This is a genomic window from Helicobacter pylori SA213A (genome assembly GCF_000476275.1).
Taxonomy (GTDB): Bacteria; Campylobacterota; Campylobacteria; order Campylobacterales; family Helicobacteraceae; genus Helicobacter; species Helicobacter pylori_CL.
Map to the genome: position 1 here is coordinate 126324 of NZ_CBOM010000001.1, position 20630 is coordinate 146953.

18 protein-coding genes, 1 tRNA gene and 1 pseudogene are annotated in these 20630 nt (G+C 38.5%); 15 read left to right on the top strand and 5 right to left on the bottom strand.

Annotated features, from left to right (window positions below; all coding sequences use genetic code 11):
• The first annotated feature begins 1 nt into the window (after position 1).
• Positions 2–541 carry a DUF2393 domain-containing protein gene (locus QT74_RS00635; protein WP_033763801.1) on the top strand — a complete coding sequence of 180 codons (540 nt, stop codon included), beginning with the start codon at positions 2–4 and terminating at the stop codon, positions 539–541.
• Between the two features lie 80 nt (positions 542–621).
• On the opposite strand, the gene nikE is transcribed toward QT74_RS00635, so the two are convergent.
• The 3 genes from nikE to QT74_RS00650 form a co-directional block, all read right to left on the bottom strand.
• Complete coding sequence (nikE, locus tag QT74_RS00640; RefSeq protein ID WP_033763803.1) at positions 622–2172, bottom strand: nickel ABC transporter ATP-binding protein NikE; 1551 nt, start codon at positions 2170–2172, stop codon at positions 622–624.
• 9 nt (positions 2173–2181) lie between these two features.
• On the bottom strand, positions 2182–3204 hold the full coding sequence (locus QT74_RS00645) for an ABC transporter permease (RefSeq protein WP_195742329.1): 1023 nt from the start codon (positions 3202–3204) through the stop codon (positions 2182–2184).
• A gap of 210 nt (positions 3205–3414) precedes the next feature.
• A tRNA-Ala gene (locus tag QT74_RS00650) sits at positions 3415–3490 on the bottom strand.
• Positions 3491–3656: 166 nt separating this feature from the next.
• Between QT74_RS00650 and hopF the strand changes: the two genes are divergently transcribed.
• The 7 genes from hopF (at position 3657) to xseA (ending at position 11300) form a co-directional block, all read left to right on the top strand.
• Positions 3657–5090, top strand: a complete 1434-nt coding sequence (hopF, locus tag QT74_RS00655; protein WP_033763805.1) for a Hop family outer membrane protein HopF — start codon at positions 3657–3659, stop codon at positions 5088–5090.
• 12 nt (positions 5091–5102) lie between these two features.
• Positions 5103–6521 carry a Hop family outer membrane protein HopG gene (gene hopG / locus QT74_RS00660; RefSeq protein ID WP_033763806.1) on the top strand — a complete coding sequence of 473 codons (1419 nt, stop codon included), beginning with the start codon at positions 5103–5105 and terminating at the stop codon, positions 6519–6521.
• 109 nt (positions 6522–6630) lie between these two features.
• Positions 6631–7866, top strand: coding sequence for an adenylosuccinate synthase (gene purA / locus QT74_RS00665; protein WP_033763808.1), 1236 nt, complete (start codon positions 6631–6633; stop codon positions 7864–7866).
• Positions 7863–8291 carry a flagellar export protein FliJ gene (locus tag QT74_RS00670; protein WP_033603583.1) on the top strand — a complete coding sequence of 143 codons (429 nt, stop codon included), beginning with the start codon at positions 7863–7865 and terminating at the stop codon, positions 8289–8291. Before purA ends, QT74_RS00670 begins: the two co-directional genes overlap by 4 nt.
• Positions 8284–8973: a MotE family protein gene (locus QT74_RS00675; RefSeq protein WP_033763810.1), complete on the top strand. Its 690-nt coding sequence runs from the start codon at positions 8284–8286 to the stop codon at positions 8971–8973. Before QT74_RS00670 ends, QT74_RS00675 begins: the two co-directional genes overlap by 8 nt.
• On the top strand, positions 8970–10025 hold the full coding sequence (gene rseP, locus QT74_RS00680) for an RIP metalloprotease RseP (protein ID WP_195742331.1): 1056 nt from the start codon (positions 8970–8972) through the stop codon (positions 10023–10025). The genes QT74_RS00675 and rseP overlap by 4 nt, the downstream gene beginning before the upstream one ends.
• Before the next feature lie 12 nt (positions 10026–10037).
• The gene (xseA, locus tag QT74_RS00685; protein ID WP_033763814.1) at positions 10038–11300 is read left to right on the top strand and encodes an exodeoxyribonuclease VII large subunit; all 1263 of its coding nucleotides are present in this window, start codon (positions 10038–10040) and stop codon (positions 11298–11300) included.
• A 34-nt stretch (positions 11301–11334) separates the two neighbouring features.
• On the opposite strand, the gene QT74_RS00690 is transcribed toward xseA, so the two are convergent.
• Together QT74_RS00690 and QT74_RS00695 are read right to left on the bottom strand one after the other, a co-directional pair.
• Complete coding sequence (locus tag QT74_RS00690; RefSeq protein ID WP_080247119.1) at positions 11335–12489, bottom strand: DNA methyltransferase; 1155 nt, start codon at positions 12487–12489, stop codon at positions 11335–11337.
• Positions 12482–13096 carry a hypothetical protein gene (locus QT74_RS00695; protein WP_033763815.1) on the bottom strand — a complete coding sequence of 205 codons (615 nt, stop codon included), beginning with the start codon at positions 13094–13096 and terminating at the stop codon, positions 12482–12484. Before QT74_RS00695 ends, QT74_RS00690 begins: the two co-directional genes overlap by 8 nt.
• A gap of 176 nt (positions 13097–13272) precedes the next feature.
• Between QT74_RS00695 and QT74_RS08630 the strand changes: the two are divergent.
• The 7 genes and pseudogenes from QT74_RS08630 (at position 13273) to QT74_RS00730 (ending at position 20624) form a co-directional block, all read left to right on the top strand.
• Positions 13273–13788: pseudogene (locus QT74_RS08630) on the top strand (BsaWI family type II restriction enzyme).
• The gene (locus QT74_RS00705) at positions 13785–14543 is read left to right on the top strand and encodes a DNA-methyltransferase (RefSeq protein ID WP_033763816.1); all 759 of its coding nucleotides are present in this window, start codon (positions 13785–13787) and stop codon (positions 14541–14543) included. Before QT74_RS08630 ends, QT74_RS00705 begins: the two are co-directional and overlap by 4 nt.
• A gap of 73 nt (positions 14544–14616) precedes the next feature.
• The gene (locus QT74_RS00710) at positions 14617–17187 is read left to right on the top strand and encodes an ATP-dependent Clp protease ATP-binding subunit (protein ID WP_033763818.1); all 2571 of its coding nucleotides are present in this window, start codon (positions 14617–14619) and stop codon (positions 17185–17187) included.
• 54 nt (positions 17188–17241) lie between these two features.
• Entirely contained in the window at positions 17242–17961 is a 720-nt protein-coding gene (locus QT74_RS00715) for a cytochrome c biogenesis protein CcdA (RefSeq protein WP_000460102.1), read from the top strand.
• A gap of 9 nt (positions 17962–17970) precedes the next feature.
• Positions 17971–19107, top strand: a complete 1137-nt coding sequence (locus tag QT74_RS00720; protein WP_033763820.1) for an amidohydrolase family protein — start codon at positions 17971–17973, stop codon at positions 19105–19107.
• The gene (gene mqnF, locus QT74_RS00725; RefSeq protein WP_033763822.1) at positions 19092–20321 is read left to right on the top strand and encodes an aminofutalosine deaminase family hydrolase; all 1230 of its coding nucleotides are present in this window, start codon (positions 19092–19094) and stop codon (positions 20319–20321) included. The genes QT74_RS00720 and mqnF overlap by 16 nt, the downstream gene beginning before the upstream one ends.
• A gap of 60 nt (positions 20322–20381) precedes the next feature.
• Positions 20382–20624: a nuclease gene (locus QT74_RS00730; protein WP_000780061.1), complete on the top strand. Its 243-nt coding sequence runs from the start codon at positions 20382–20384 to the stop codon at positions 20622–20624.
• The last annotated feature ends 6 nt before the right edge of the window (positions 20625–20630 follow it).

A 20630-nucleotide genomic window follows, 5' to 3' on the forward strand; every position in this document is an offset into this window, starting at 1 on the left:
CATGGCGTCTCTTGCCTTTATCCAAACTTTTTTGGAGTCTTTTAAGGGCTTTTTAAATCAAGCGACTTTAATTAGCGTTTTAATAGCGAGCGTTTTAATCCTTTTTTGCGCGATTTTGCTCCTTTTGGCTCTGCTTTTAAGAAACCGCTGGGCTAGTTATATAACGACAGTAGCTTTTTTGGGCGCGTTTTTAAGCATGCCTTTTGTTTTAAGCTTTCTACTCACTCAAGCGATTTACCCCATAGAAACACGCATCTTGCATGCTAACCCTTTAAGTTATAGCAACGCCTTTTCTTTGCAAGTGGGAGTCAAAAACCATTCCAAATTTACTTTAAACAAATGTGTTTTACGCCTAGAAGTCCTTAAAAACCCTCACAATTTTGTGGAAGAGCATGCGTTTAAATGGTTTGTCAAAAAAAGCTATGAAAAAATCTTTAAAGAAAAGATTTTGTCCAAAGAATCCAAGGTCTTTTCATTCTTTATTGACAACTACCCTTATTCAAAAACAGCCCCCTATCAAGTTTCTTTGTTTTGTTTGTAGAAAACTAAAAGATAACGCCCAAGATAACATTCATTAAAAAGCGGTTAAAAACGCTAAAAGCATAAACTTTTAAATAAAGCTTAAAGCCTGGATTCTAACAAACGCTTCGTATAAGCGTGCTTAGGGTTGTCAAACACCTCTTTAATAGCGCCTGTTTCTACGACCTTTCCTTCACTTATCACTAACACCTTATCGCAAAACGCTTTGATCACATCTAAATCATGGCTAATAAACAAATAGCTCAAGTCTTGTTTTTCTTGCAAGTTCAACAATAATTCCAGCACGCTTTTTTGAATGCTCTTATCTAAAGCAGAGGTAGGTTCATCTAAAAGAATGATTCTAGGTTTTAATGCAATCGCTCTAGCGATCGCTACTCTTTGGCGCTCCCCACCACTCAATTCATAAGCGTAAAAATTGAGCAGTTTAGAATCCAAGCGCACTTCTTCTAAACAAAGTTCAGCTAAATGGTGCCATTCTTCTTTGGAAGCTTTAGGGTAAGCGAAGCACAAAGCCTCAGTTAAAATGCTTTGAATGCTTAGGCGAGGGTTTAATGAAGCGTAAGGATCTTGAAACACCATTTGCAAGATCTTGCGGTAGGGTTTGAACGCTTTGGAGTTTAAAGACCCCACGCTTTCGCCTAAAATCTTTTCTTCCCCACTATTTAAAGCGAGCTTTAAAAGCCCTAACGCTAGAGAGCTTTTCCCACTCCCGCTTTCGCCAATAATGCCAATATTTTCTTTGGCTTTGAGAGAAAATTCCACTGATGCAATAAGGGGCTTTTTTAAAGAAGATCTAAAAAAGCGTTTTTGCAAGTAATAAACGCTAAAATCTTTCACCTCTAAAAGCGTCTCATCTGACGCTTTTAAATTTTTGGCGGGTAAATGAGAAGCTTGAATCAAGAGTTTTGAATATTCGTGCTTGGGGTTATTGAAAAGCTCTTCAGTCAGATTGGTTTCTACGAGTTCGCCTTTTTTTAACACATAAACCCTATCGGCTAAGCGTTTGACCGCCTTTAAATCATGGCTAATGAATAAAAGGGCGATGTTTTTTTCCACGCTCAATTGTTTGAGCAAGTCTAAAATCTGGTTTTGGATTTGTGCATCTAGGGCGGTGGTAGGCTCATCGCAAATGAGCAGTTTGGGCACATTAATAATGCCCATAGCGATACACACCCTTTGGCGCTGCCCTCCGCTCAATTCATAAGGGTAACGATCCAAATGCTTTTCATCTAGCTGGACTTGTTTCATGGCGTTTAAAACTTCTTGTTTGAGAAGCGTTTTAGAAGCGTTTTTGTGGTGCAAAAAATAGGCTTCGCTCATTTGCTTGCCGATTTTATGCAAAGGGTTTAGGCTGGATAGGGGGTCTTGAGCGATATAAGCGATCATATTGCCCCTTAAATGCTGCATAAACGCTTCGCTTTCTTGTAAAAGGTTGGTTTTTTCAAACAACACTTCGCCATTATAAGGCTTAAACCTGGGGTTTAATCGCATGATAATGTTAGCGATAGAGCTTTTACCGCTCCCGCTCTCGCCCACGATCGCCACCCTTTCGCTAGAATTTAACGAAATATTGATGTTTTGGAGTGAAAAATGAGCATTTAAAGTGCAACTTAAATTCTTGATTTCTAGCATTAACCCCCCTTATTTGAGCATGTTAGCGTTGAAAGCATCGCGCACCCCTTCGCCAATGAACACCAAAACAGAAAGCAACAAGCTAATCGCCACAAACGCAACGATGGCTAAATGAGGCGTGGTGAGGTTATCCTTACCTTGATTGACCAATTCGCCTAAGCTCGCGCTCCCTATAGGCATGCCAAAACCCAAGAAATCTAAAGACACTAAAGTGGCGATGCTAGCCGCCATTAAAAACGGCACATAAGTGATTGTCGTCACTAAAGCGTTGGGTAAGACATGGTAAAAAATGATTTTTAAATCATTCACCCCAAGCGCTCTAGCGGCTTTGGTGTAGTCCATATTCCTTGCTTTTAAAAACTCCGTGCGCACGACTTGAGAAAGCCCCATCCAGCTAAAGAGCAAGACTAAAAACAAGATGATCCAGAAATTAGAATTGAACGCGCTAGAAATCACAATGAGTAAAAAAAGCATAGGAATCGCGCTCCAAATCTCGCTCAACCTTTGCCCTAATAAATCCACTAACCCTCCATAATACCCTTGAAACGCTCCCAAACTCACGCCAATAAGAACGCTAAAAAGCGTGAGTAAAATCCCAAACACTAAAGAAACACGATAGCCATAAACCAGCCTGGCTAACACGTCTCTAGCCTGATCGTCTGTGCCTAGAAGGTGCTTGAAACTTGGGGAGGTGGGAGCGGGCGAGTCTAAATCCATAATGATCGTATCATAGCTATAGGGAATGAGTGCATGGATAATGAAAGCGTCTTTTAAAAGCGTGTTTTTCACATAAGGATCGTTATAATCCGTAGGGGTGAAAAAATCGCCTCCAAACTCCACTTCCGCATAGTTTTTAAACATGGGGAAATACGCCTTATTATCCTTATAGATAAATAAGGGGCGTTCATTCACCCACAAGGGGGCTAAAAGAGAAAGCGCTAACAAAGCAATAAAAAGATAGAGCGAAAAAACCGCCCGCTTATTCTTTTTAAAACTAAGAATGCGCATTTTAAACAAACTGCTCACGCTCAAACTCCCTTAATGAAAAACAATTCCTAAGATTATAATTAATTATGGGTAATACTAGCAAGAAAATGGGTTGGCTCTGCTCTAAGCTTGACAACAAAAATCCTCAAAGGCATTTTTTATCATCAGTTTATCATCAATATAATAAAGAGTTTGATTTTAATTAAATTTTAATCAAGCGATAGTCTTTTTAAAAAAGCGATCTTAGGGGGTTTATGGTGGAGTGTAGGGGGTTCGAACCCCTGACCTCAACGCTGCCAGCGTTGTGCTCTCCCAACTGAGCTAACACCCCAAATAAAATTAAGCGAGCATTATAACATTTTGCTTAAAAGATGTCAATTTGATGTTTTTTTGAAACACTTAAGGGCAAAATAAGAATGATTATCTTAAAATTAGAAAGTTTCTTTTATAGATGAAGTAAAATCACTTACCGAAGCAAAAAAGCAAAAAGGATATTTTTGAAAAATTACCCCTTTAAGAAAATGATCACCCTTTCTTTACTAGCGGGCATGCATTTGTGCAACGCTGAAGAAGATGGGGCGTTTTTTGTCATTGATTACCAAACGAGTTTGGCCAGACAGGAATTGAAAAATCCAGGCTTTACCCAGGCGCAAGAATTGAAGCAATTGATAAGAGATGGGGCCGTGAGGTTGCAAACCTCTGCTATTCCCTTGTCCTATTATTTGGATATTTTGGGGAATAAAACAAAAACTCTTCTAAGCGAAAGTGCAAACAACAATGTACAACCAAACGGACAAAGCGCACCAAACCCAGCCTTAGCCAATTTAGAGGAATCTCTAGGGATTTTGGAAAAATTATTGGATCTATCTCAACAATACGCTTCAGAAGGTGTCATTAAGCCTTTGGTGGTGGATGTGGGGAAAGAACAAATCGGCATTACTGATAGCATGCTCTTAGTGGCTCAAAACATCGTTTTAGCTTTGGGGCAAGTGAATGTAACCCAACAAAAAAATAACGAACAACTATACGAAAATATCATGAAAGTCATGCTTTTAGGGGCAGGCGGGACCAATGGAGCGTATAACGGCGTGAGCGTGGGCGATATTGCTACTGGCATGCAAAATTTTTCTTCGCAAACGGGCTTGATAGGGGCTAACTCTACGGTTGGCGAGCTTAACGCTTTGATTAAGAGCGGGATTTCTTTAGACAGAGAAACTTTAAACTTAGGGAGTTTTATTGAGAGAAATATCTGTAGCAGCGCATCGTCTTGTTTCAGTAAGAATCAGCTCATCTATAAGCAAGGGTTAGACAGAACCATAAACATCATCAATACGAGCTTGAATCAGTTTGAATATTCAGCTAGTTCTCTTTATAAGATTTCTTATATCCCTAACCTCTTTTCGCTTAAAGATTACCAGTCAGCGAGCATGAACGGCTTTGGGGCTAAAATGGGCTATAAGCAATTTTTCACCCATAAGAAAAATATTGGCTTAAGGTATTATGGGTTTTTGGATTATGGTTATGCGAATTTTGGCGATACGAATTTAAAAGTGGGGGCAAATCTTGTTACTTATGGGGTAGGGACGGATTTTTTATACAATGTGTTTGAACGCTCTAGAAGGAGGGAAAGGACTACAATAGGTCTTTTCTTTGGGGCTCAAATTGCAGGGCAAACTTGGAGCACAAATGTAACGAACTTATTGAGCGGGCAAAGGCCTGATGTCAAGTCCAGTTCGTTCCAATTCTTGTTTGATTTGGGCGTGCGCACTAACTTTGCAAAAACCAATTTCAATAAGCACAGGCTAGACCAAGGGATAGAATTTGGGGTGAAAATCCCTGTTATCGCTCATAAGTATTTTGCAACTCAAGGCTCAAGCGCGAGCTATATGCGGAATTTTAGCTTCTATGTGGGCTATTCAGTCGGTTTTTAAGGAAGGCTCTTGATGAAAGATACCAATACAAAAGAGATAAAGAATACAAGAATGAAACAAGGTTATAGCAAATACCAAATGCTCAAAAAGGGGCTTTTAAAAACCGCTCTGCTTTTTAGCTTTCCTTTAAGCATGGCGTTAGCTGAAGACGATGGCTTTTATATGGGGATAGGCTATCAAATCGGCGGCGCGCAACAAAATATCAATAACAAAGGTAGCACCTTAAGGAATAATGTCATTGATGATTTCCGCCAAGTGGGCGTGGGCATGGCAGGGAGTAATGGGCTTTTAACCTTAGCGACAAACACGACCATGGACGCTCTTTTAGGGATAGGCAATCAAATTGTTAACACTAATAAAACTATTGATAACAACAACGCAGAATTAACCCAGTTTAAAAAAATACTCCCCCAAATTGAGCAACGCTTTGAAGTGGATAAAAACGCTTATAGCGCTCAAGCCTTGCAAGTGTATTTGAGTAATGTGCTGTATAACTTGGTTAATAATAGCAATAATGGCAGTAATAATAGAGTGGTTCCTGAATACATAGGGATTATAAAAGTTCTCTATGGCTCTCAAAGCGAATTTAGCCTCTTAGCCACCGAGAGCGTGGCGCTTTTAAACGCGCTCACAAGAGTGAATCTGGATAGTAATTCGGTGTTTTTAAAAGGGCTTTTAGCTCAAATGCAACTTTTTAATAACACTTCTTCAACAAAACTAGGCCAGATCGCAGAAGGCTTGAATAAGAGCGGTGGTGCAGGAGTCATGCTCCAAAAGGATGTGAAAACCATTTCGGATCGAATCGCTACTTATCAAGAGAATTTAAAACAGCTAGGAGGAATGCTAAATAATTACGATGAGCCTTACTTGCCCCAATTTGGGCCAGGCAAAAGCTCTCAGCATGGGGTTATTAATGGCTTTGGCATTCAAATGGGCTACAAGCAATTTTTTGGGAGCAAGAGGAATATAGGCTTACGGTATTACGCTTTCTTTGATTACGGCTTTACGCAATTAGGCAGTCTCAGCAGCGCTGTTAAGGCGAATATCTTTACTTATGGCGCTGGCACAGACTTTTTATGGAATATCTTTAGAAGGGTTTTTAGCGATCAATCTTTGAATGTGGGGGTGTTTGGGGGCATTCAAATAGCGGGTAACACTTGGGATAGCTCTTTAAGAAATCAGATTAAAGACTCGTTTAAAGAAAACCCCACTCCCACGAATTTCCAATTTTTGTTCAATTTGGGTTTAAGGGCTCATTTTGCCAGCACCATGCACCGCCGGTTTTTGAGTGCGTCTCAAAGCATCCAGCATGGGATGGAATTTGGCGTGAAAATCCCAGCTATCAATCAAAGGTATTTGAGGGCTAATGGGGCTGATGTGGATTATAGGCGTTTGTATGCGTTCTATATCAATTACACGATAGGTTTTTAAACTCTTTAAAAAGGTATTTTTAGAGTTTAAAGGGGCTTTTTTACTTTTTTTTGGTATTCTAACAAGCTTTTAAACAATCCAATCTACTTTGTTTTAAGGATAATATTTTATGGCAGATGTCGTTGTGGGGATTCAGTGGGGAGATGAGGGGAAGGGAAAAATTGTTGATAGGATCGCTAAAGATTATGACTTTGTGGTGCGCTATCAAGGCGGGCATAATGCTGGGCATACCATTGTGCATAAGGGGGTTAAGCATTCTTTGCATTTAATGCCCTCAGGAGCGCTATATCCCAAATGCAAGAACATCATTTCTAGCGCGGTGGTCGTGAGTATTAAGGATTTGTGCGAAGAAATCAGCGCGTTTGAGGATTTAGAAAATCGTTTGTTTATCAGCGACAGAGCCCATGTGATCTTGCCTTATCATGCCAAAAAAGACGCTTTTAAAGAAAAGTCTCAAAACATCGGCACGACTAAAAAAGGCATAGGTCCTTGCTATGAGGATAAAATGGCGAGGAGCGGGATAAGAATGGGGGATTTATTAGACGATGTCATATTAGAAGAGAAACTAAAAGCGCATTTCAAAGCCATTGAGCCTTTTAAAGAAGCGTATGATTTGAATGAAGCTTATGAGAAAGATTTGAGGGAGTATTTTAAACAATACACCCCAAAAATCCGCCCCTTTATCAAAGACACGACCAGCATGCTAATAAAAGCCAATCAAAAGGGTGAAAAAATCCTATTAGAAGGGGCGCAAGGCACGCTTTTAGACATTGATTTAGGGACTTACCCTTTTGTAACAAGCTCCAACACCACGAGCGCTAGTGCTTGCGTTAGCACCGGCTTGAACCCTAAAGCGATCAATGAAGTCATAGGTATCACGAAAGCCTACTCTACTCGTGTGGGTAATGGGCCTTTCCCTAGCGAAGACCTTACGCCTATGGGGGATCATTTAAGGATTAAGGGTGCGGAGTTTGGCACGACAACCAAACGCCCAAGGCGTTGCGGTTGGCTGGATTTGGTGGCTTTAAAATACGCTTGCACTTTGAATGGTTGCACGCAATTAGCTTTAATGAAATTAGATGTTTTAGACAAAATCAATGAAATTAAGGTGTGCGTGGCTTATGAAAGAAAAGGCGAAAAATTAAAGACTTTCCCTAGCGATTTGAAAGATTGCGTGCCGATTTATCAAACTTTTAAGGGCTGGGAAAAAAGTGCAGGCGTGAGAAAATTAGAGGATTTAGAGCCAAACGCTAGAGAGTATATCCGTTTTATTGAAGAAGAAGTGGGGGTAAAAATCCGCCTGATTTCTACAAGCCCTGAAAGAGAAGACACGATTTTTCTATGAAAAAATTCGCTTCTGTGTTGGTGCAATTAAAGACTCTTGCGTTAGAAAAAATAGAGCAAAAGCTTCAAAACAAACGCCTGGAGTTGCAACAAAATGAACAACAGATTTTAAACAAACAAATGGATTTGAGCGCGTTTAAAAACCCTAATTTGGGGGGAATGAGCCTTTTTTTGCAAACCCAACAATTAAAAAGCGCTTTAAGGATGGAGATAGAGCGTTACCAACAAGAATGCGAAATTTTGCACGAAAGTTTAAAAATCTTAGAAAAAGACTATCTTTTGGCCAATCAGGAATTAGAAAAAGCTAAAATCATTTTAGAAAAAGAAAAACAAAAAGAAAAAGAAATCATGGAGAAAAAAGAGCAGGCTCTTTTAGATGAAAACGCCATGATCTTACACTGGCAAAAAGAGGGTTTGCATGCGTAAAATCTTACTCACAGGCTTTGTTTTGCAAGCGCTTTTTAGCGAAGAAGCCGCGCAAGAATTGTTGCAATGCTCTGCGATTTTTGAATCTAAAAAAGCGGAATTGAAAGACGATTTACGCCAATTGAGCGAAAAAGAGCAGTCTTTAAGGATCTTGCAAACCGAAAACGCTCGCCTTTTGGAAGAAAAAAGCGAATTATTAAACCAAAAAGAAAAAGAAGTGGAAGAAAAACTAAAAAATCTAACCGCTAAAGAAGAAGCCTTTAAAAACTTGCAAGCCGCAGAAAAAAAACGCCTTGAAAATTTGATAGAAGAAAATGAAGACATTTTAAGAGAAATCAAGCAAGCTAAAGAGAGTAAGATTGGCGAAACTTATTCCAAAATGAAAGATTCCAAATCGGCTTTGATTTTAGAAAATTTGCCCACCAAAAACGCCTTAGAAATTTTAATGGCGTTAAAGCCCCAAGAATTAGGCAAAATTCTAGCCAAAATGGATCCTAAAAAAGCGGCGGCTTTGACGGAATTATGGCAAAAACCTCCACGAGAAAATCAAGAAAACCAAAAAACCACAGAGTCTCCCCTAACGCCCACGCCCTCTAATGCGCCAATCATAAAAGAACCAACCATAAAAGAGCCTAATATGAAAGAACCAAACGCGCAAGAGTCTGCATCTAAAGGGGTATAATGTTAATTGTAGCGATTTTAACGCTAGCGTTTTTAATCTTTGTCCATGAGTTAGGGCATTTCACTATCGCTAGGCTTTGTGGGGTCAAAGTAGAAGTTTTTAGCATTGGTTTTGGTAAAAAACTTTGTTTTTTTAAGCTTTTTGGCACTCAATTCGCTCTGTCTTTGATCCCGCTTGGGGGCTATGTGAAATTAAAGCGCATGGATAAAGAAGAAAATAAAACGAATGAAACCCATCAAGCGAATGACAGCTACGCACAAAAAAGCCCTTTCCAAAAGCTATGGATATTGTTTGGGGGGGCGTTTTTTAATTTTCTTTTTGCGATTTTAGTGTATTTTTTTCTGGCATTGAGCGGGGAAAAAGTCTTACTGCCCATCATTGGCGATTTAGAGAGTAACGCGCTAGAAGCTGGGCTGTTAAAAGGGGATAAAATCCTTTCTATCAACCACAAAAAAATAGCGAGTTTTAGAGAGATTAGAAGCGTAGTGGCGCGTGCTAGAGGCGAGTTGGTTTTAGAAATAGAGCGAAACCATCAGACTTTAGAAAAACGACTGACCCCCAAAATCGTAGCGGTAATAAGCGAATCTAATGATCCTAATGAAATGATCCGGTATAAAGTGATAGGCATCAAGCCGGACATGCAAAAAACAGGCATTGTTTCTTATTCTTTGTTTCAAGCGTTTGAGCAAGCCTTGAGTCGGTTTAAAGAGGGCGTTGTTTTGATCGTGGATTCTTTAAGGCGTTTGATTATGGGGAGCGCTTCAGTTAAAGAATTGAGCGGGGTGGTAGGCATTGTGGGAGCGTTAAGCCATGCGAGTAGTGTGAGCATGCTCTTGTTGTTTGGGGCGTTTTTGTCTATCAATTTAGGGATTTTAAATTTATTACCAATTCCAGCCTTAGATGGGGCGCAAATGCTAGGGGTTGTTTTTAAAAATATTTTTCATATCGCTTTGCCAACACCCATACAAAATGCGTTGTGGCTAGCGGGGGTGGGGTTTTTGGTTTTTGTCATGTTTTTAGGGCTTTTCAATGATCTCACTCGTTTGCTATGAAAGGGGGAGTTGGTGCATGTATTGAGCGTGAGCGAAATCAATGCGCAGATCAAAGCCCTTTTAGAAGCGACTTTTTTGCAAGTTAGGGTTCAAGGGGAAGTGAGTAATTTGACTATCCATAAGGTGAGCGGCCATGCGTATTTTTCGCTCAAAGACAGCCAGTCGGTTATTAAATGCGTGCTGTTTAAAGGGAACGCTAACAGGCTTAAATTCGCTTTAAAAGAAGGGCAGGAAGTGGTTGTTTTTGGGGGCATTAGCGTGTATGTTCCAAGGGGGGATTATCAAATCAATTGCTTTGAAATAGAGCCTAAAGATATAGGTTCATTAACTTTAGCTTTAGAGCAATTGAAAGAAAAATTACGCCTTAAAGGCTATTTTGATGAAGCCAATAAATTACCCAAACCGCATTTTCCTAAACGAGTGGCAGTCATCACTTCTCAAAGTTCAGCCGCTTGGGCGGACATGCAAAAGATCGCTTCCAAACGATGGCCGATGTGCGAATTGGTTTGTATCAACACTTTAATGCAAGGTGAGGGGTGCGTTCAAAGCGTGGTGGAGAGCATCGCTTATGCGGATAGTTTTCATGACACAAAAAACGCTTTTGATGCGATTGTAATGGCTAGGGGTGGGGGGAGCATGGAGGATTTGTATTCTTTCAATGATGAGAAAATCGCTGATGCATTGCATTTGGCTAGAACTTTCAGCATGTCAGCTATTGGGCATGAGAGCGATTTTTTATTGAGCGATTTAGTGGCGGATTTAAGGGCTTCTACGCCTTCAAACGCGATGGAAATTTTACTCCCTAGCAGCGATGAATGGTTGCAAAGACTTGATGGGTTTAATGTGAAATTGCACCGCTCTTTTAAAATTTTGCTCCATCAAAAAAAGGCGCATTTAGAGCATTTAGCGGATTTTTTAAAACGATTGAGTTTTGAAAACAAGCACCATTTAAACGCTTTAAAACTAGAAAAATTAAAAATCGCTTTAGAAAATAAAACCCTAGAATTTTTACGCTTTAAAAAAACGCTTTTGGAAAAAATCTCTACTCAAACATTAACAAACCCTTTTTTACAAACTAAAACAGAGCGATTAAACAGGCTAGAAAACGCCCTTAAACTCGCTCATGCGCATTTGAAATTACCCCAATTCGGGGCGTTGGTGAGCAAAAATAATCAAGCGATAGAATTAGAGGCATTAAAAAGGGGCGATAAAATTGAATTGAGTAATGAAAAAGCCAGAGCGAGCGCTGAAATTTTGAGCGTGGATAGGGTGTAGGGGTTTGAAAAATAATATTTAAAACGCTATTTGTTTATCTTAAAATTTCGTATTCACTTCTTTTGATGATCTTTTCTAAACGCAATAGCATGATGTTTGAAATCGTGTTTTTATACCCCTTGTTTTTTAAAATGCTAATAGCTTGCGGGTTATTTTTAATTGTTTCTTCTTTTTGGCACAAATAAAAAGACCAATTCAAATAATAATCCTTATTAACTTCTATAACCGCTTGCGCTGTTGTCCCACTACCTGCAAAAAAATCTAAAATAATAGAATCTTTAGGAGTGGAGCATAATAATAAATATTTAATCAATGCTACAGGTTTTGGCGTCTTAAAAAGCCCCTTTAAGCCTAATTTTTCTAAATCTTTTGTGCCTTGTCGGCTATAAAAATCTAACACGCTCAAACAATTATCTTGCGATTCTTTTAAGTAATATTTTTCATAAGGGCGATTATTCTTAAAAATAAGTCTATTTTGATAATATAACTCCTTAAGTTTTTCATCACTGCTCCACCCTCTGCTTTTTAGGGGTTCTAAAAAAAGATTGATTTCTTGTATCGCTACACTGCGTGGGTTTGAAGGCGTAGATAAATCTTTAGCGAAATAAATCTCACCTTTTTCATCCACTAAATTATAATTTTTTAAAAAATTAAAATGTTCTTTTTGGGATAACTCTTTGATTTGTTTTTTTAAGACAAGTTGGGCTTGAGCTTGTCCTTTTTGTTTAAAAACATTCTTAATCGTTCGCATTAAATCTTTTAATGGTTTAGCATAAATGGGCAAAAGCGTTCGTAAGATTTTAAAACCAGGAGCGAATGCTTTATTTTTGGCGTAGCTTAAAACATATTCATGGGTAATATTGATGTGTTTAGCGTTAGACCTTGTGGCTTGTTTAGTGATAAAAGTGCCTAAAAAATTGCGCGTTCCAAAAATTTCATTGGCAATGATTTTAACTTCAGCCATTTTATTATCATCTATAGAAATAAAAATACAACCACTTTGTTTTAACACAGCCTTTGCTAAAATCAAATGTTCTTTAATCCATTTTTCATAGTCAGCATGATCGTCTTCATATTCAAAGTTAGAACTCTTGGTGTTATAAGGGGGGTCTATATAGATAGTTTGGATGCTTTCTTTTTTTATTCTTTTCAAACACTCCAAAGCCTCCATAATAAAAACTTTATGCAAGATGGTTTTCCCAAGAAAAATGACCAAATTTAAGATTAAAAAGATTGATAAGCTCTTGTTCTTTTAAATCAATGGGTTTCATTTTAAAATCAAATTCTTTGATTAATTTACTAACCCCTATCGTTTGAGTTGAACGCCTGCTCTCATTATGACACTCTTTTACTTTTTGTTCTAAATACAAGCCCATTTCAGGGTGTTTTCCATAAACAATGAATAAAAGATTAGAAATATTGTTCCAAACGCCCACGGCTAAAGTCATTTTAATATCGCAAAAAACTTTGGCTTTTTCTAAAGTGGTGTCATTAAAAGTCGCGCTCCAAGTTTTACTTTGAAAGGATACTTGTTTGATTTCTAAAAATTCATCGCTTGAACTTCTTTTGGCATCAAGACCATGCTTTTGAATATTGATAAGCTCATAATCTAAATATAGAGCCACCATGCTGTCTCTTAGTTCGTTCAAAAATGAATCGTTGTCATGTTTATTGTATTTATTTTGAATTTCTTCAATCGGCTTTAATGCCTGATAGCTTTCTGTAATGAAGTTTCTATCAATGGGTTCAAAGCGCCCTTTATTAAAAAATCCCAAAGATTGATTTAAAAATTGCATATCTAGCCCTTTGATGAAATTCTATTATTTTAGTGAAAATATATTATTCATTAGCAATACTTTTAAGCAGAATATCTAAAATTTGCATTTCATTTTTATCATAAGCTTGTTTAAACACCAGCCATTATCAAAAAGTTTTGTATTATAATTTGATTGATTTGATTAAGGTGTTTGAATTGAGTTTGGCCGATGTTATTTTAGAGCGTTTTAAAGATTTTATGAGAGGACAACCTGAGCCTTACAAGTTTTTGCAAGTTTTTTACGTGCAAGAAAAAGAACGCTTTTTAAATAATAAAATGAACGATTATATTAAGCAAAATAAAAGCAAAGAAGAAGCCAGTATTTTAGCCAGACAAGGCTTTGTGAGCACCATAGGAAGGGTGTTAGAAAAAATCATAGAACTTTTATTAAAAGATTTTTGTATTAAAATGGAAATTAAAGCTTCTACAATCGCCTATAACTTCTCACATTAAAGTCTTTATGATAACACCGGATAACGATGATGAAATCAGCTTTAAAGACAAACCTAAAAAAGCTAGGATGAAATCAGCTTTAAAGACAAGCCTAAAAAAGCCAGGATCGTCATGGAGCATGAATTAGATGGCCTCTATTTAGCCAAAAGCCATTTTGATCAAAGCTCTAAAATTAAGGGTATAGAAAATTTGTTAGAAGATTTAAAAAGGCTTTTATGAAACCTTATTTCAGTTTGGAAAAATTGGATTTATACCATGGCGATGCCAGCGTTTTAAAGACTTTTGAAAAAGGTTTTTATGATTTGTGTGTTACTTCGCCGCCCTATAATTTGAGTATTGAATATCAAGGGAGTAATGATTTTAGGGCTTATGATGATTATTTGAATTGGTGCAAGAATTGGCTTAAAAATTGCTATTTTTGGGGCAAGGAGCAGGCGAGATTGTGCTTGAATGTCCCTTTAGACACGAATAAACATGGCAAGCAAAGTTTGGGGGCTGATATGATTGCAGTGGCTAAAGAATGCGGTTGGAAATACCAAAATACGATTATTTGGAATGAAAGCAATATCTCAAGACGCACGGCTTGGGGGAGTTGGTTGCAAGCTAGCGCGCCTTATGCTATCGCTCCTGTGGAGTTGATCGTTGTTTTTTATAAAAACGAATACAAACGAAAAAAACAAACTTCTACGATGAGTAGAGAGGAATTTTTACTCTACACGAACGGGCTTTGGAATTTTAGCGGTGAATCCAAAAAGCGCCTAAAGCACCCAGCCCCATTCCCAAGGGAATTACCCAGGCGTTGCATCCAATTGTTTTCTTTTTTGGAAGACACGATTTTTGATCCCTTTAGCGGCTCTGGCACGACTATTTTAGAGGCGAACGCTTTAGGGCGTTTTAGCGTGGGGCTAGAAATTGAAAAAGAATATTGCGAGTTGTCTAAAAAGCGTATTTTAGAGAGTTTGTCGTTAGTGTGAGCGTTTTAAAAAACCTTTGAGGGTTAAAATAGTGTAAAATAGTAAAAATTTTAAAACTCAAAAAGGATTGATAATGAATTTATTTGAAAAAATGACTGACCAATTGCATGAGGCTTTAGACAGCGCGATCGCTTTAGCTTTGCACTATAAGAACGCTGAAGTAACGCCCATGCACATGCTTTTTGCCATGCTCAATAACTCCCAAGGCATTCTTATTCAAGCCTTACAAAAAATGCCTGTGGATATTGAAGCTTTAAAGCTTAGCGTTCAAAGCGAGCTGAATAAGTTCGCTAAAGTTTCACAAATCAGCAAGCAAAATATCCAATTAAACCAAGCTTTAATCCAAAGTTTAGAAAACGCTCAAGGCTTGATGGCTAAAAGGGGCGATTCTTTCATCGCTACCGATGTGTATCTTTTGGCGAATATGAGCCTTTTTGAAAGCGTTTTAAAGCCTTATTTAGACACTAAGGAATTGCAAAAAACTTTAGAATCTTTAAGAAAAGGCAGGACTATCCAGGATAAAAACGATGATTCTAATTTAGAAAGTTTAGAAAAATTTGGCATTGATTTGACGCAAAAAGCTTTAGAAAATAAGCTCGATCCGGTGATCGGGAGAGATGAAGAAATCATTCGCATGATGCAAATTCTGATCAGAAAAACAAAAAATAACCCTATTTTATTGGGTGAGCCTGGAGTGGGGAAAACGGCTGTTGTGGAAGGTTTAGCCCAACGCATTGTCAATAAAGAAGTGCCTACAACGCTTTTAAACAAACGAGTCATCGCTTTAGATTTAAGCTTATTAGTGGCTGGGGCCAAATACAGAGGCGAATTTGAAGAGCGTTTGAAAAAGGTGATTGAAGAAGTTAAAAAAAGCGCGAATGTGATTTTATTCATTGATGAAATCCACACGATTGTAGGGGCTGGGGCTAGTGAGGGGGGCATGGATGCGGCAAATATTTTAAAACCGGCTCTAGCTAGGGGAGAATTGCACACGATTGGAGCGACCACTTTGAAAGAATACCGCAAGTATTTTGAAAAAGACATGGCGTTACAAAGGCGCTTCCAACCCATTTTACTTAATGAACCTAGCATCAATGAAGCGTTACAGATTTTAAGGGGGTTGAAAGAAACTTTAGAAACGCACCATAATATCACTATCAATGACTCCGCGCTCGTAGCGAGCGCTAAACTCTCTAGCCGTTACATTACCGATAGGTTTTTACCCGATAAAGCGATTGATTTGATTGATGAAGGGGCAGCCCAATTAAAAATGCAAATGGAATCAGAGCCGGCCAAACTTTCTAGCATCAAGCGTTCCATTCAAAGACTAGAAATGGAAAAACAAGCCCTTGAAATGGAAAAAAAAGAGAGCAACCACAAACGCATGCAAGAAATCCTTAAAGAATTGAGCGATTTGAAAGAAGAAAAAATCAAATTAGAAGCGCAATTTGAAAACGAAAAAGAAGTGTTTAAAGAAATTTCACGCTTGAAAATGGAAATGGAAAATTTGAAAAAAGAGGCTGAAAGGTTTAAACGCAATGGGGATTACCAGCAAGCGGCTGAAATTGAATACTCTAAAATCCCTGAAAATGAAAAGAAAGAAAAAGAATTGCAACACAAATGGGAAGCGATGCAACAAAACGGCGCGCTTTTGCAAAACGCTTTAACCGAGAACAACATCGCTGAAATCGTGAGCCAATGGACGCATATCCCGGTCCAAAAAATGCTCCAAAGCGAAAAGAATAGGGTTTTAAACATTGAAAGCGAATTGCAAAAAAGGGTGGTGGGGCAAGAAAAAGCGCTCAAAGCGATCGCTAAAGCGATTAAAAGGAATAAGGCCGGGCTTAGCGATAGCAATAAGCCCATAGGGAGCTTTCTCTTTTTAGGGCCAACAGGGGTGGGTAAAACCGAGAGCGCTAAAGCCTTGGCGCAATTCTTGTTTGATAGCGATAAAAATCTTATAAGAATTGACATGAGCGAATATATGGAAAAGCATGCCATAAGCCGTCTTATTGGGGCCGCTCCTGGGTATGTGGGCTATGAAGAAGGCGGGCAATTGACTGAAGCGGTGCGCAGAAAACCTTATAGCGTGGTGCTGTTAGATGAGGTGGAAAAAGCCCATCCGGATGTGTTTAACCTCTTGTTGCAGGTTTTAGATGAGGGGCATTTAACGGATAGTAAGGGCGTGAGGGTGGATTTCAAAAACACGATTTTGATTTTAACCAGTAATGTCGCTAGCGGTGCGCTTTTAGAAGAGGGTTTGAGTGAAGCTGATAAACAAAAAGCGATTAAAGAGAGTTTGAGGCAATTTTTCAAGCCGGAATTTTTAAACCGCTTAGATGAAATCATCTCCTTTAACGCCCTAGATAGTCATGCTATCATTAATATCGTGGGGATACTCTTTGAAAACATTCAAAAAAAAGCGCTTGAAAGGGGTATTAATATTACTTTAGATGAAAAGGCAAAGGAATTGATTGCAGAAGTGGGGTTTGACAGATTCTATGGCGCTAGACCCTTAAAGCGCGCGCTCTATGAAATGGTAGAAGACAAGCTCGCTGAACTCATTTTAGAGGATAAAATTAAAGAGAATGACAGCGTGGCGTTTGTGGTAGAAAATAACGAAATTGTGCCTAAAATTCAGTGAGTTTTTGTTATTTTAAAAAGATGAGAAATGATCATTTTTAAAAAGGATTAAAACATGTTTGATAACACGCTCATCAATTTATTTGAAACAGCGCCTCTTTTGACTTCGCTTTTAGCCGGGATTTTGACTTTTTTAAGCCCTTGCGTGTTGCCTTTGATCCCGGCGTATATGTCTTATATTTCTCAAATTTCTTTAGAGGATATTAAAGATGGCAAGGCTAAAAGGGTTTCGGTTTTTTTAAAATCCTTGATGTTTGTGATAGGGTTTTCGCTCGTGTTTTTGGGCGTGGGCATGTCTATGGCTAAGCTTATCCATAGCTTTTCATTTTCTTGGGTGAATTATATCGCCGGGGGGATTGTGATCCTTTTTGGGCTGCATTTTTTAGGCGTGTTTCGTTTTGCATTTTTATATAAAACTCAAAGCGTGCGTTTGGCGAGCAAGTCTAATGGCATGCAACGCTTTTACCCTTTTCTTTTAGGCATGAGTTTCGCTTTAGGCTGGACGCCATGCATCGGGCCGATATTCACCTCCATAGTAATCATGAGCGCGAGCAAGGACGCTTATGGCTTGATGCTTATGGTGGTGTTTGTAATGGGCTTGGCAATCCCCTTTTTATTGGTGGCTTTAATGCTAGAAAGAGCGCTTTTATTTTTAAAATCTTTAAAGAAATACAACCGCATGATTGAAATTATTTCAGGGCTAGTGCTTATTTTAATGGGGGTGCTGATTGTAACCAACTCTATGGAAAGCTTGACGAATTTCTTGCAAAAATAGGAGGCAATAGTGCTTTTAAAAAACGCTTCATTTTATGATGATAAGGGTTTGAAAAGAGCGGACATCCGTTTAAAAAATTCCCTTATTGCAGAAATTAAAGAAAACTTAAGCCCTAGCGGCAGCGAAGAAGTGGTTGAATGTAAAAAATTATTCGTGTTGCCAAGTTTTATAGATTTGAGCGTTACTTGCTTGGAGGGCTATGAAAATTTAAAACAAAAGGCTTTTAAAGGGGGGGTAGGGTTACTCAATATTTTTAATTGCGATCAAAGCGGTATTAAAAACATCACAGCGCTCAAAAACAACCAGCTAGCCGACATCGCTACGCTTAAAAAAGAAGGGGGGGAAATTTTAATCGTAGAGTCTGATGCTTTTTTAGAGCTCATCAGCCATTATGCAAAATCTTACAACTTGCCTCTTTTAATTTCTTTAGAAAATTCTTTTGAAACCCTAAATAGTGGGGAATTAGCCTATGAATTGGGGCAAAATTTTGTGGAAAATGCGTTTGAAAACACGCGCTTGGTGCGTTTCATGGAAGTTTCTAGAGCGTTACAAATCCCCATGCTTTTAGATAAAGTGAGTAGCATAGCCACGCTCAAACTCATTAAAGCCTTTAATGATTTAGGAGCGCGTTTGCAAGCCCAAACGCCCTTAAGCCATTTAATCTTAGATGAGAGCGTGTATGAAGATTATGAACCACGATTTAAAATCGCCCCTCCTTTAAGGGATAAAGAAAGTCAAAACGCCTTAAAAGAGGCCCTAAAGAATGATGAAATCGCCATGCTCACAAGCCTTCATGTTTTTAAAAACTCTAACGCAGAGCTTTTTGAAGAAAGCGCTTTTGGGTGTGAGAGCATAGAGGACGCTTTTAGCGTGGCTTATACTTTTTTAGTTCAAAAAAAGGTTATCAGCTTCCAACAGCTCATTAAAGTCATGGCGATTAACCAAGCGAAGTTTTTAAAACTCAATGCAGGCGAGGTTAAAGAAAATCAATTAGCCAATCTCATGATTGTAGATTTAAACGCTCAAACAAGAGTGAGTAATCAAAATTCGCCCTTTTATGGTTTAGAATTGTATGGCGAAGTTCAAAGAATGATCTTAAAAGGGCAAACCACATTTATTAAGGAGAATGCATGCAAGAAATCATAGGAGCGTCTTTAGTTTTTTTGTGCAATGAAAAATGCGAAGTGTTAGAAGATTATGGCGTAGTCTTTGATGAAAAGATTGTTGAAATAGGCGATTATCAAAGTTTAACGCTTAAATACCCCCACTTAAAGGCGCAGTTTTTTGAAAACTCCGTCCTTTTGCCCGCTTTTATCAACGCGCACACCCATTTTGAATTTTCCAACAACAAGGCGAGTTTTGATTACGGGAGTTTTTCTGGCTGGTTAGGGAGCGTGTTGAACAATGGGGGGGCGATTTTAGAAAATTGCCAAGGGGCTATCCAAAACGCCATCACTGCACAATTAAAAAGCGGGGTAGGGAGCGTGGGGGCGATTTCTAACCACTTGATAGAAGTGGGTTTATTGAAAGAAAGCCCTTTGAATGCTGTCGTGTTTTTGGAGTTTTTAGGGAGCAGTTATTCTTTAGAAAAATTGAAAGCGTTTGAGAAAAAATTTAAGGATTTAAAAGATTTAGAAGATGCAAAACTCAAAGCCGCTCTCGCTGTGCATGCCCCTTATTCGGTCCAAAAAGACATGGCTTTGAGCGTCATCCAATTGGCCAAAGATTCACAAAGCCTGCTTTCTACGCATTTTTTAGAATCGCTTGAAGAGTTAGAATGGGTAGAAAACTCTAAAGGGTGGTTTGAAAATTTTTACCAGCATTTTTTAAAGGAGTCTCATTCCAAATCGCTCTATAAGGGCGCGAACGATTACATTGACATGTTTAAAGACACGCACACTTTATTTGTGCATAACCAGTTCGCTTCTTTGGAAGCGTTAAAAAGGATTAAAACTCAAGTCAAAAACGCTTTTTTAATCACATGCCCCTTTTCTAACCGCCTATTGAGCGGGCAAGCGTTGGATTTAGAAAGAACCAAAGAGGCCGGTTTGAGCGTGAGCGTGGCCACTGATGGCTTGAGTTCTAACATTTCGCTGAGCCTTTTAGACGAATTAAGGGCGTTTTTGCTTTCCCATAACATGCCGTTATTAGAATTAGCTAAAATAGCCCTTTTAGGAGCGACTAGGCATGGGGCTAAAGCTTTAGCTTTGAATAATGGCGAGATAGAAGCCAACAAAAGGGCGGATTTGAGCGTGTTTGGTTTTAATGAAAAATTCACCAAAGAGCAAGCGATCTTGCAATTTTTATTGCATGCTAAAGAAGTGGAGCGCTTGTTTTTAGGGGGGAAAAGGGTGATCTAATTTGTTTTAAAGACAGAATGCGTTAAAATGGGAAATTTAAATCAATTAAGGAAAGAGTCAATGAAATTAGTTTTAGCCAAGAATACAAGAAAATCAGACGCTAAGAGCGTGGAATTAGAGGATTTGTATCGCAAATTTAGTGAAGATAAGCGTTCTATTTTCTATTTTGCCCCCACAAACGCCCACAAAGACATGCTCAAAGCGGTGGATTTTTTCAAAGAAAAAGGCCATACGGCTTATTTAGATGAGGTGAGGGTCAGCACTGATGAAAAAGATTTTCTTTATGAATTGCACATTATTTAAAGGCTT